This is a genomic window from Nocardiopsis sp. iso_186, from assembly GCF_056173365.1.
This window is the reverse complement of record NZ_CM149670.1, coordinates 2099759-2111812: the sequence shown is the minus strand read 5'-3', so window position 1 is coordinate 2111812 and position 12054 is coordinate 2099759. Positions and strand designations below refer to the sequence as shown.

The window sequence follows — 12054 nt, the reverse complement described above, 5'->3', positions numbered from 1 at the left end:
GGGTGAGGAGTCATGAGCTCCACTCCTTCTCCCGTGCTCCGGGCACTGTCGCCATCGCGTGCCGGGGACTTCATGCAGTGCCCTCTGATGTTCAGGTTCCGGGTGATCGACCGGTTGCCGGAGAAGCCCAGCCCGGCGGCCAAGCGCGGGACTTTGGTCCACGCGGTGCTGGAGCGCCTGTTCGAACTGCCCGCCGAGAGCCGCACCCCGCGCTCGGCACTGGCGCTGCTGGAGCCGCAGTGGAAGGAGCTGCGCGAACGCGAACCCGAGATCATGGAGATGTTCGCCGACGACACGGCGCTCCAGGAATGGCTGAGCGCCGCACGGGCGCTGGTGGAACGCTATTTCGAGATGGAACGCCCCGAACGGCTCGAACCACGGGAGCGCGAGATGCGGCTGGAGGTCGAGCTCGCGGACGGACCACGGCTGCGCGGCTACATCGACCGGCTGGACGTCGCGCCCAACGGCCAGGTGCGCATCGTCAACTACAAGACCGGCAAGAAACCATCGGCCCGGTTCGAGGAGAAGGCCCGATTCCAGATCTTCTTCTACGCCGTCATGATCTGGCGCGAGACCGGCCGGGTCCCCGATCGCCTGCAGCTGCTGTACCTGGGCGGCGACGGCGGCGCACGATGGTACGACCCCACCGAGGCCGAGCTACGCGACGCCGAGGCGCACATCCGGTCGGTGTGGGACGAGATCACCGCGGCCGCGCGGGCCGGGGAATGGCAACCGCGCAAGTCCAAGCTGTGCGGATGGTGTGACTACCAGGCGCACTGCCCGGAGTTCGGTGGGACTCCCCCGCCGCTGCCGGCCTCCTCCTGACCGGCGGTGCCGATCCGGTCTCCGGGAAGCGCCAACCGTGATTGTGGTCCGCTGATCGGGAAGAATCGGGACCATGTCCATCCGTGTGCTGCTCGTTGACGACCAACCCCTCCTACGCCAGGGCTTCCGGATGATCCTGGAGTCCCAGTCCGGGGTCAGTGTGGTGGGCGAGGCCGGTGACGGTCACGCCGCGGTGTCCGCCACCAGGCGGTTGCTGCCCGACGTGGTGCTCATGGACATCAGGATGCCCGGGAAGGACGGTATCGACGCCACCCGGGAGATCACCACGTGGGCGACACATGCCGGACAGGCCGTGCGGGTACTGGTCCTGACCACCTTCGACCTCGACGAATACGTGGTGGAGGCGCTGCGCGCCGGTGCCAGTGGCTTCCTCCTCAAGGACGTCCCTCCCACCGAGCTGCTGTCGGCGATCCACGTGGTGGCCGCGGGCGCCGCGACCGTGGCCCCCTCGATGACCCGCCGTCTCCTCGACCGGTTCGCCGACCGGCTGCCCTCGACGCGTGTCTCCGTCCCACCACGGATGCACTATCTGACCGAACGCGAGCGCGAGGTTCTTCGGCTGTTGGCACGCGGACTGTCCAACGCCGAGATCGCGCACCGGTTGGTGGTCAGTGAGACGACGGTGAAGACCCACGTCGGCAACGTACTGACGAAGCTGGGGCTGCGCGACCGGGTGCAGGCGGTGGTCTACGCGTACGAGAACGGGGTAATCACTCCGGGTAAGGCGGACGACTGACCCGAGGGCTGCCACGGTTTGGAGCGGGCCCACCGTATCGGCGGGGCAACAGGGGAGATTCCACGTGACGGAGGTCACTCTTCGGAGTCGGTCGTGCGCCGCCAACCCCACGCCCCCGCCCCGCGTCCCACGGGGCGGGGCACATGCCTCGATCCCCCGAACTCATCCGATGACCGGATCGAGACGGGACCGTCTTGGAGGAGGTATCCAACCCCGGCGATGACCGAGCGAGCCCAGCGGCACAGCCCGCTGAACGACGACACCCTGCTGAGCCGCCTGCGCGACTGGCGCGCCTCGCGCGATCCCGAATCGGGGGCGGAGGAGTTCGACGACGACGCGGTGCAGCTTCCCGACCCGCGGGCGATCGATCTGGTCCTTCGGGTGGGAGAACTCCTGCTCGCCAGTGGGGAGTCCACCGAAGCCGTCAGCGAGGCGATGCTGAGCCTGTCGGTGGCCTTCGGACTGCCGCGCAGCGAGGTGTCGGTGACCTTCACCGCGATCACCCTGTCCTGCCACCCCGGCGGCGACCAGCCCCCGGTCACCGGGGAGCGTGTCGTACGGCGGCGCACCCTCGACTACTTCCGGGTCAGCGAACTGCACACCCTGGTCCAGGATGCGGCACTGGGCCAGGTGGAACTGGAAGGGGCGATCGCACGGCTGCGCGCGGTCAAACGGGCCCAACCGCCCTACCCGCGCTGGCTGATGGTGGCTGGGTTCGGGCTGATCGCCTCCAGCGCCAGCGTGATGATGGGCGGCGGCCTCATCGTGGCCACCGCCGCGTTCCTGGCGACGGTGCTGGGCGACCGGGTCTCGGTCGGACTGGCCGAGCGCGGCGTGGCGGAGTTCTACCAGATGATCGCGGCCGCGACCATCGCCGCGAGCATGGGCGTGGGCCTGCTGTGGATCAGCTCCGAGCTGGATCTGCGGTTGCAGGCTGCGGCGATCATCACCGGAAACATCATGGCGCTGCTGCCCGGGCGGCCCCTCGTCTCCAGTCTGCAGGACGGCATCAGCGGGGCCTACGTCTCGTCGGCGGCACGGCTGCTGGAGGTGTTCTTCACCCTGGGCGCGATCATCGCGGGCGTCGGCATGGTGGCCTACACGGCCGTGCAGCTGGGCGTGAACATGGACCTGGACAATCTGCCCTCGGCCGGGACCTCGATGGCTCCCCCCGTACTGCTGGGAGCGGCCGGGATCGCCGTGGCGTTCGCGGTGTCCATGGCAGTACCGCTGCCGACCCTCGCCCCCATCGGCGCGTTGGGCGTGTTGATCTGGGTCTGCTACGCAGGACTGCGCGAGGTCCTGGATGTACCGCCGATCGTGGGAACCGCGGTGGGCGCGATCGTGATCGGCGTCCTCGGGCACTGGCTGGCACGACGTACCCAGCGCCCGGCGCTGACCTACATCGTCCCGGCGATCGCACCGCTGCTGCCGGGCAGCATCCTGTACCGGGGGCTGCTGCAGATCAGCATGGGGGACCCGGTGTCGGGCATGGTGAGTATCTGCGAGGCCGTGGCCGTGGGCATGGCCCTGGGCGCCGGAGTCAACTTCGGTGGCGAACTCGTACGCGCCTTCCAACGGGGCGGACTGGCCGGCGCCGGACGCCGTGGGCGCCAGGCCGCACGGCGCACCCGCGGCGGCTACTGACCGACGGCCCGTGTCCATAGCGGTACGGACACGGGCCCGCCCCGTTCGACGGTCCGCTGCCGGAGCACCCCATGCCTACCAGGGTTCCTTTTCGCACAGCGTCCACCCCACGCCCACGATGATCGAGGCCGCGATCAGGCCCGCGGCCCACCATGCCGAGTCGATGTCCACGTGGGCCTGCGGTTTGGGATCGACCCTGCCGCCGGGGTCGTAGGCCACCGTCAGGGGTCGGTCCGCGCGGTGGGCCGGACTGCCCGTGGTCAGGGTGGCGGGAGCACCGCCCAGACAGTCGAGACGGTAGTCGTAGTGGACCGTGTCGGTGGTAAAGCCGTAATCATCGACGTCAGTACGGGTGAGCGTCACGACCCGCGTGTCCACGTCCAGCACGGTGCAGTCGGCCACCCGTCCCCGGTCAGCCAGTACCCAGTTCTCGAAGGCGGTCGCCGTGGTCCCGATCGCCAGGAAGACGAGGGCTCCGGGCAGGAAAGCGGGGGTTCCGCGCAGGAGACTGACAGCGAGGATGCAAAAAGCGGTCACGTATCCGATCGTCGCCCACCAGCGCCCGCCTGGTCCGTACGCACTGAGCATCAGGAAACCGAGCAGCACCGCTGCGACGAGCAATGGCGCCGCCACGGCCGCGAGCACGCTCAGGTGCCGCGCGCCGAGAGCACGGCTGTACGAAGGACCCGATCCCCGTGCCGACCACACCACAGTGCCCCGTTCCCGCTCCCAGCGTTCGGATCTACTGGCGACAACTCTCACCGCTCCCCCGCCTGTTACCGACGGGTTCTCCCGAACCGTGACCCGGACAGCAAGAACGCCCGCCCGCCGGTCCCCCCTTGACGGGAGACCCGGCGAACGGGCGCTGACGACGGCCGGGGCCGGCGGTGGATCCTAGACGACCGCGCTGACCTGCTTGCGCAGTTGTTGACGCGCGGAGCGCTGCCGCTTGGCCTCGTCGGGGTCCAGGATCGGGGCGGCTGCCAGCAACTGCTTGGTGTAATCGTGCTGGGGGTTCTCGTACACGGCGTCGCCGTCCCCCATCTCCACGACCTTGCCCTTGCGCATGACCGCGACCCGGTCGCTGACCTGGCGGACCACCGCGAGGTCGTGGGCCACGAAAATGAGCGTCAGGTCGAAGTCGTCCTGCAGTTCCGAGAGCAGGCGCAACACCTGGTCCTGGGTGGAGACGTCCAGCGCCGAGACCGGCTCGTCGCAGATGACCAGCTTGGGATTGAGGATCAGCGCGCGGGCGATGGCGATGCGCTGGCGCTGGCCGCCCGAGAAGGCGTGCGGGAAGCGGTTGTAGTGGTTGGCCTCCAGGCCGACGCGCTCCAGCAGCTCCTGAACCTTGCGCTTGATGAGCTTGCCGTCGCCCTCTCCCTGCACCCGGAGCGCGGTGCCGATGCTGTCGCCCACGGTGAGACGCGGGTTGAGCGAGGAGTAGGGGTTCTGGAAGATCATCTGGATGTCGCGGCGCAGCGGGCGCAGCTTGCGCTCGGGCAGCCGGGTGATGTCGTTGCCCTCGAAGACGATCGAGCCCTCGGTCGGCTGGAGCAGTCGCATGACCATCCGCGACAGGGTGCTCTTGCCCGAGCCCGACTCGCCCACGATGCCCAGGGTCTCCCCCTGGTAGAGGTCGAAGGAGACGCCGTCCACGGCGTAGAAGTCGGTGGTGCGGCCGAACATGCCGCCGCGGACCTTGAACTTCTGCCGGACGTCGGTCACGCTCAGCAGCAGCTCGCCCTTTGCGACGCCGGATCCGGAATCCTTGACGCTGCCCTTCGGGGTGGCCTCGGCCTGGGGGGCGGCCTGCTGCGCGGCAGCACGGTCGGCGCGCACCTCTGCACGGCGCTGGGCCCGGGAGACCTCGACCCGGGGCACCGCGGCCAGCAGCGAGCGGGTGTAGGGGTGCTCGGGCGAGGAGAGCACCGAGCGCACGTCGCCCCGCTCGACGGCCTCGCCCTTCTTCATGACCAGGACCTCGTCCACCGATCCGGCGACGACCGCGAGGTCGTGGCTGACCAGGATCAGCGACATGCCCAGGTCCTGGCGCAGGTCGTCGAGGAGGTCGAGGATCTGCGCCTGCACGGTGACGTCCAGGGCCGTGGTGGGCTCGTCGGCGAGCAGCACCTTGGGCTCGCACACCAGCCCCATGGCGATCAGCACGCGCTGGCGCATACCGCCGGAGAACTCGTGCGGGTAGGAGTTGATCCGTTTGGCGGGCTCGGGGATGCCGACCCGCTCAAGGGCGTCGATCGAACGCGCCTTGGCCTCCGCGGCACTGGCCTTGGGCCGGTGCGTGCGGTAGGCCTCGATCAGCTGGTTGCCGATCGTGTACTGCGGGTGCAGCGACGACATCGGGTCCTGGAAGACCATCGCGATGTCGTTTCCGCGCATGGCGCGGATCCTGGAGTCGGGCGCGCTCACCACGTTGACCCCGGCAACGGTGAGACCGCCGCTCATACGGGCCTTGGAACCGCGGTGCAGGCCCATGAGCGCGAGCGAGGTGACGCTCTTGCCCGAGCCCGACTCGCCCACGATGCCCAGCGCGCCGCCGGCGGGAACCTCGAAGGAGAGGTTCTTCACCGCGTGGACGTCGCCGTCCATGGACGCGAACGTGATGGAGAGGTCTCGCACGGAGACGACGGGGTCACCGCTGCCCGCGGTGCGGGTTCCCGGGTTGGTCATTGCCGGTCTTCCTTCGGCTCGGGCGCCGCGGGAGGGTTGTCCCGGGGCGGGAGAGGATCGTCATCGTGGTACTGGGTCCGGCGAGGCGGTACCGGATCGCGGTACCGCCAGGCCGGCTAGTGCGCGGCCCGCACCCGGGGGTTGACCAGCGGGTAGAGCAGGTTGACGAGCAGGTTGCAGACGACGATGAAGATTGCGCCGAACAGGGTGACACCCAGCACGACGGGGAGGTCCTTGTAAGCGATGGCGTTGACCGCGTAGCGGCCGATGCCGTTGAGCGAGAACACCTGCTCGGTGAGCACCGCACCACCCAGGACCAGACCGATGTCCAGACCGAAGATGGTCAGGATCGGGGTGAGGGTCGGACGCAGGCCGTGCTTGAGGACGACCGTACGCTCCTTGAGGCCCTTGGCCCGAGCGGTGCGGATGTAGTCCTCGCCCATGGTCTCCAGCATTCCGGCGCGGGTCTGGCGCGCGTACTGGGCCGCGTGCAGGAAGGCCAGGACGACCCAGGGCAGGAACAAGCCCGACGCCCAGGCCACGGGGTTCTCGGTGAACGGCGTGTAGCTGGCGTTGGGCAGGATCTTCCAGCTGTGGACCAGGAAGGCGAGCGCCAGCAGACCGGTGAAGAAGATCGGCATGGACACGCCGGCCAGGGCGACGCCCATGGCGACGCGGTCGAAGATGCTGCCCTTCTTGATCGCGGAGACCACACCGACGGCCACGCCGCCGATGAGCCAGAGCACGCCCGCGCCGATGGCGAGGGAGAAGGTCACCGGGAGGCGCTTGACGATCTCGCCGAAGACCTCGGTGTTGTTCTGGAAGGAGTAGCCGAAGCACGGCGCGGAGCAGTGCACGATGTCGCGGCCGTACTGGTAGTCGGCGCCGATGAAGATGCCCTTGAGGAATTCCCAGAACTGGACCGCGATGGGCTGGTCGAGGTTGAGGCGCTCGATGGTGGCCTCGATGGCCGCCGGGGTGGGCGCCCTACCGACGTACATGGCAGCGAGCTGCTCCACGGTCTGCCCGGCCATGCGGGGCACTCCGTAGAAGATGACGAACGTCACCATGGTGACGATACCCAGCAGTAGTGCGCCGGCGCCGAGGCGACGAAGGATGTATGTGAGCAACGTACGCCGGCAGCGACGGTCGGCCGGGACCCCTTGTGGAGGTCCCGGCCGCCCCCGCGGCCTTCACCTGCCTATCTCAAACTCGTGGACGGTGCTTGGGTGTTACTTGTTCGTGGTGCCCAGTGCCATGAAGTCGTACATGGCGTAACCCGAGTGGAAGTAGACGTTCGTCAGGTTCTCGGGCCGGTAGAGCACTGATTTCTCGAAGACCGCGGGCACGATCGCCGCGTTCTCCATGACCAGCCTGTTGACGTTAGCGTAGATCGCCGCCTGCTCATCGGGGTCGGTGGTCTCGGTGGAGCGTTCGAGCAACCGGTTGATGTCGGGGTCGTCGAGCTGCGACAGGTTGCTGTTGGACTGGGCGCGGATGTTGTCCCCGCCGTAGAGCAGCGGGTACAGCACGCCGTAGCCGGTCGGCCAGTCGGGGATCCAGCCGTAGAAGGTGAGCCCGATGTCGTTGCTGTTGGCGTACTCCGGCGAGCCGGCGTAGCTCTTGGTGAACGGGCTGCTCGGGTACTCCTTGATCTCGGTGGAGATCCCGACCCGTTCAAGGCTTTGCTGGAGTGCCTGCGCGGCCTCGACCTCGGCCGGGCGGTCGCTGCGCACGGCGATGTTGGTGCTGAACCCGTCGGGTTCACCGCACTCCTGGAGCTTCTCCAGCGCCAGGTCGGCGTCGCCCTTGTCGTCTTCCGAGGGGTAGAAGTCGATGGTGGCGTCGTGGCCGGCCAGGGTGGGCGGCAGGAACTGGGTGGGGATCTCACCACCGATCTCACCACCCCAGGCGCGGCGCAGCGAATCGTGGTCGGCGGCGAACATGATGGCCTGGCGGCAGGCCACATCGTCCAGCGGCTCGACCTGGGTGTTGATCGCCGCATAGCGTACGGCGCCGGTCGAGGGGTTGTCCAGCCGGGGCTTGATCTGCCCGTCGCTGATCGCGGCGCCCTTGGCTGCCGGGGAGAGGCCGTTTCCGCCGAGGTCAACGTCGAGCGCCCCCGTCATGAGGCGCTGGTCGATCTCGTTGGGGTCGAGCTCTTCCTCGACGGTGATCTCGTCGGGCAGGGCCTTGCGGATCGGGTCGGTGGCAGGGTCCCATTGGTCGTTGCGGACCAGGTGGAGTCCGCTTCCGGGCTGGTAGTCCTCGGCGAACTTGTAGGGGCCGGAGGAGAGGACGCGGGTCTGGTAGAGCTCGCCCTTGCCTTCTTCGGTGTCAACGGGGACCGGCGCGCTCTGGGGCTCGGTGAGGATGTAGGGGAAGTCGGCGAAGGGCCGCTTGAGCTTGAAGACCAGGGTGTGGTCGTCAGGGGTCTCGATGCCGCCGAAGCCGGCCAGCGGGTCGCCGCCGGCATAGGGGCCTGCGTAGGAGTCGCTGTCGGCCAGCAGCTCCTGGAAGTACTTGGGACCGTTGAGCAGTTCTTCGCCGTAGTTGCTGCGCGCGACGGCGTACTTGATGTCCTCGGCGACGATCTCCGTGCCGTCCTCGTACTTGAGGCCGGGGTGGATCTTGACCGTCCAGCTCAGACCGTCGTCGCTGGGGACGGGCAGATCGACGGCGAGGTCGGGGACCGCAGCGGTTCCGGCGGTGCCGACGTCGGGGGCATAGGTCATCAGCGCCCGCGCGTAGAAGCGCGTGAAGTTCCAGTTGTACCCGTAATAGGTGTTTCCCGGGTCGGTGCTTTCGATCTGGTCGCTGTATCCGAAGCGGAGCGTTCCACCGGTGGCGTCAGAAGGGTTGACAACCTGCTCGGTGGCAAAGTTGTACGTGTCCTCGACGTCGCTCCCTTCTTCGACTGAACCGCAGGCGCCGAGGAGGAGCACCGTAGCGGTCGCGACCGCGACGGAACCGAGTCCGCGCTTGTTCATGGGGTGCCTTTCGTGCGGGGCGAGCCAGGGGCGATTGGCGGCGCGCCCGTCAAGGTTCCGAAGTCCCGGGCCGACCAGAGGGGGCGGTCGGTCCGGATACGAGCGGGACCGGGGCCCGGATCCGTTCGGGATCCGGGCCCCGTCACCCGCAGGTGTGGTGCCGCTTCGCGGTAGCGGCGAACCGTACTGCCGACTACTACTCGATTACTCGGTGTTGCTGGTGCCGAGGGTCATGTAGTCGTACATCGCGAAGCCGTTGGAGAAGTGGACGTTGGTCAGGTTCTCCGGGCGGTAGAGCAGGCCCTTGTCGAAGACGACCGGCAGGACCGCGGCCTCCTCCATGACGATCTTGTCGATCTCGGTGTAGATCGCGGCGCGCTCGTCGTCGTCAACGGTCTCGACGGACTCGTCGAAGAGGTCGTTGACCTCCTTGTTGTCGAACTCGGCCATGTTGTAGTTGCCGGAGTCCTTGATGGAGCGACCGTCGATGATGCTCTTCATGAAGCCGTAGCCGGTGGGCCAGTCGGGGATCCAGCCGAGGACGATCAGACCGAGGTCGTTGTCCTTGACGTAGTCGGGCGAACCCGCGTACTGGGTGGCGAAGTCCGAGGCCGGGTAGGACTTGATGCTGGTCTCGATCCCGACGCGGGACAGCGACTCCTGCAGGGCCTCGGCGGTCGCGATGTCGTTGTCGCGGCCCTCGCGCGCGGCGATGTTGACGCTGAAACCGTCCTCCTCGCCGCACTCCTTCAGCTTCTCCTTGGCGGCGTCGAGGTCGCCGGTGTTGTCCTCGGAGGGGTAGGGGTCGTAGTCGTTGTCGGCACCCGGCAGCTGCGGCGGCATGAGCTGGGTGGCGATGTCGCCACCGATGGCGCCGCCCCAGGCGCGCTGGAGGCTGTCGCGGTTGGCGGCGTACATGATCGCCTGGCGGCAGGCCACGTCGGGGATGACGGTGTTGTTGATGTTGACGTAGCGCAGGGCGCCGCTGGGCGGGTTGTCCAGGAAGGCCTGCTTGGACTCGTCACCGACGAGCTGGCCCTTCATGGCCGGGCCCACGCCGACACCGGCGAGGTTGACGTCGAGCTGGCCGTTGACCAGACGCTGGTCGATCTCGTCCTGGTCAACACCGAGCTCGACGGTGATGTTGTCGGGCAGCGCCGTGCGGATGGGGTCGGACTCGGCGTCCCACTCCTCGTTACGGGTCAGGTTCAGCTTCACGCCGGGCTCGTAGTCGCCGTCGAACTTGTACGGGCCGGACGAGAGGACGCTGGTCTGGTACTGCTCGCCATTGTCGGCCTCGGCCGGGACCGGAGCGGTCTGCGGCTGGAGCAGGACGTAGGGGAACTCCGAGAACGACTCCTTGAGCTTGAAGACCAGGGTGTGGTCGTCAGGGGTCTCGATCGCGGTGAAGTTGTCGAGGTCGTCGTCCTCGTAGGGACCCTTGTAGTCGTCCTCGTCGAGGAGCTGCGCGAAGAACTCGGGGCCCTTGCTCAGCTGGCCGCCGTAGTTGCTGCGCGCGATGGCGTACTTGATGTCCTCGGCGACGATGTCCGTGCCGTCCTCGTACTTCAGACCCTGCTTGAGCTTGACGGTCCAGGTCTTGGCCTCGTCGCTGGGCTCGGGCATCTCCTCGGCGAGGTCGGGGACGATCTCGGAGGAGGCTGCGCCCGGCTCGGTCTTGTAGGTGACCAGGGTGCGCGCGTAGTAACGCGAGAAGTTCCAGGAGAACCCGTAGTAGGTGTTACCGGGGTCCGTGGAGTCGAAGTCGTCGTTGATGGCGTAACGCAGGGTGCCACCGGTGGCGTCGGAGGGGTTGACGACCTCGGTCGCGCCCTGGTTGAACTCACCCGGTGCGTCACCGCTTCCGGTACCGCCGCCGTCACTTCCGCCACAGGCGGAGAGCAACAGAGCAGAGGCCGCGCCGAGCGCGATAAACCCCAGTGCTCGTTTCTTCAATGTAGTCAGCCTTTCTTACGGGCTAGGGAAATACGGTGGGGATGTCCTCCGGCAGGTGCCCGGTCCGGTTGCGACCGGTCACCGCTTAGTCGGAGGAGCGAGGGTCGAAGGCATCGCGCAGGCCGTCGCCGAAGAGGTTGAAGGCAAGCACGGTGATGAAGATCGCCACACCGGGGATGATCACGAAGTGGGGTGACGTCGTGTAATAGGGCAGCGCCTCGGAGAGCATGCGTCCCCAGGTCGGGGTGGGGGGGCTGATTCCCACACCGAGGAAGGACAGCGCCGCCTCGAAGAGGATGTTGGTGGGGATGAGCAGCGTCGCGTACACCAGGATCGGCGTGAGCAGATTGGGCAGCAGCTCTCGGAAGAGGATGTGCCGGTTGCTCGCGCCCAGGCTCCGGGCGGCCTCGACGAACTCTCGCTCCTTCAGCGTCAGGGTCTGGCCCCGGACGATGCGGCCGACGTAGGGCCAGTTGAAGAAGCCGATGATGAAGACGATCAGTCCGACCCGCAGCCCGTTTCCGGTGAGCCCGAACGCGGAGTCGGGGATGACACCGACCAGCGCGATTGCGAACAGCAGCAGCGGGAAGGCCAGGAAGATGTCCATGGCCCGGCTGATCACGGTGTCAACCCAGCCGCCCACGTATCCGGCGATGATCCCCAAGACGGTGCCGATGAACACGCACAGGATCGTGGACAGGAAGGCGACCAGCAGCGAGATCTGCGCACCGTAGAGGATGCGGCTGAAGAGGTCTCGCCCGGTCTTGGGCTCCAGACCCAGCAGGTGGTCCCAGCTGATGCCGCCGGTCTTGTCGATCCCCGCGAACGGGTTGTCGGGGTCCTTGTAGACGCCACCGGTGGCCGGGTCGATGGGAGCCTGGTTGAACTCGGTGGGCGGGTAGCCGAACCACTTGACCAGCAGCGGCGCGAACACCGCGGCGAGGATGAGCAGCAGCACGATGAGGCCGGCGATCATCGCGATCTTGTCGCGACGAAGGCGCTGCCAGGCGATCTGGGTGAGCGAACGACTCGCAACGTTGCGGGCCCCTCGGGCAATCGCCTCTGGATCGGCCTGCTGCGCCGATTCTGGTGCGTCCAAAGGCGCGGTCATGACACCACTACTCCCCCACTACCTGCTTGTGGCTGCGGATTCGACTCCGGTGGATCTTCCGGATAACTCGGCGGGAC

The 12054-nt window shown here is 67.6% G+C and carries 9 protein-coding genes; 3 read left to right on the top strand and 6 right to left on the bottom strand.

The genetic code is table 11. The features are described from left to right. The first annotated feature begins 12 nt into the window (after nt 1–12). The 3 genes from AC0VYP_RS09415 (at nt 13) to AC0VYP_RS09405 (ending at nt 3229) form a co-directional block, all read left to right on the top strand. Nucleotides 13–825: a RecB family exonuclease gene (locus tag AC0VYP_RS09415; protein ID WP_475473525.1), complete on the top strand. Its 813-nt coding sequence runs from the start codon at nt 13–15 to the stop codon at nt 823–825. A 73-nt stretch (nt 826–898) separates the two neighbouring features. Beyond that, nucleotides 899–1582, top strand: a complete 684-nt coding sequence (locus tag AC0VYP_RS09410; RefSeq protein ID WP_285760331.1) for a response regulator — start codon at nt 899–901, stop codon at nt 1580–1582. 219 nt (nt 1583–1801) lie between these two features. After that, entirely contained in the window at nt 1802–3229 is a 1428-nt protein-coding gene (locus tag AC0VYP_RS09405; RefSeq protein WP_285760332.1) for a threonine/serine exporter family protein, read from the top strand. Nucleotides 3230–3304: 75 nt separating this feature from the next. Here AC0VYP_RS09405 and AC0VYP_RS09400 read toward each other — a convergent pair whose 3' ends face one another. The 6 genes from AC0VYP_RS09400 to AC0VYP_RS09375 all read right to left on the bottom strand — a co-directional run bounded on the left by AC0VYP_RS09400 (nt 3305) and on the right by AC0VYP_RS09375 (nt 11977). Further along, entirely contained in the window at nt 3305–3991 is a 687-nt protein-coding gene (locus tag AC0VYP_RS09400) for a hypothetical protein (RefSeq protein ID WP_475473524.1), read from the bottom strand. Between the two features lie 132 nt (nt 3992–4123). Beyond that, the gene (locus AC0VYP_RS09395; RefSeq protein WP_475473522.1) at nt 4124–5920 is read right to left on the bottom strand and encodes an ABC transporter ATP-binding protein; all 1797 of its coding nucleotides are present in this window, start codon (nt 5918–5920) and stop codon (nt 4124–4126) included. 116 nt (nt 5921–6036) lie between these two features. Next, nucleotides 6037–7050 (bottom strand): ABC transporter permease, encoded by a 1014-nt coding sequence (locus tag AC0VYP_RS09390; RefSeq protein WP_475473521.1) that lies wholly within the window; start codon nt 7048–7050, stop codon nt 6037–6039. Between the two features lie 102 nt (nt 7051–7152). After that, complete coding sequence (locus AC0VYP_RS09385; RefSeq protein WP_475473519.1) at nt 7153–8910, bottom strand: ABC transporter substrate-binding protein; 1758 nt, start codon at nt 8908–8910, stop codon at nt 7153–7155. Nucleotides 8911–9114: 204 nt separating this feature from the next. Continuing rightward, nucleotides 9115–10866, bottom strand: coding sequence for an ABC transporter substrate-binding protein (locus tag AC0VYP_RS09380; protein ID WP_475473517.1), 1752 nt, complete (start codon nt 10864–10866; stop codon nt 9115–9117). Nucleotides 10867–10951: 85 nt separating this feature from the next. Next, a complete protein-coding gene (locus AC0VYP_RS09375) occupies nt 10952–11977 on the bottom strand; it encodes an ABC transporter permease (protein WP_285760338.1) in 1026 nt (341 codons plus the stop codon). Between the last annotated feature and the right edge of the window lie 77 nt (nt 11978–12054).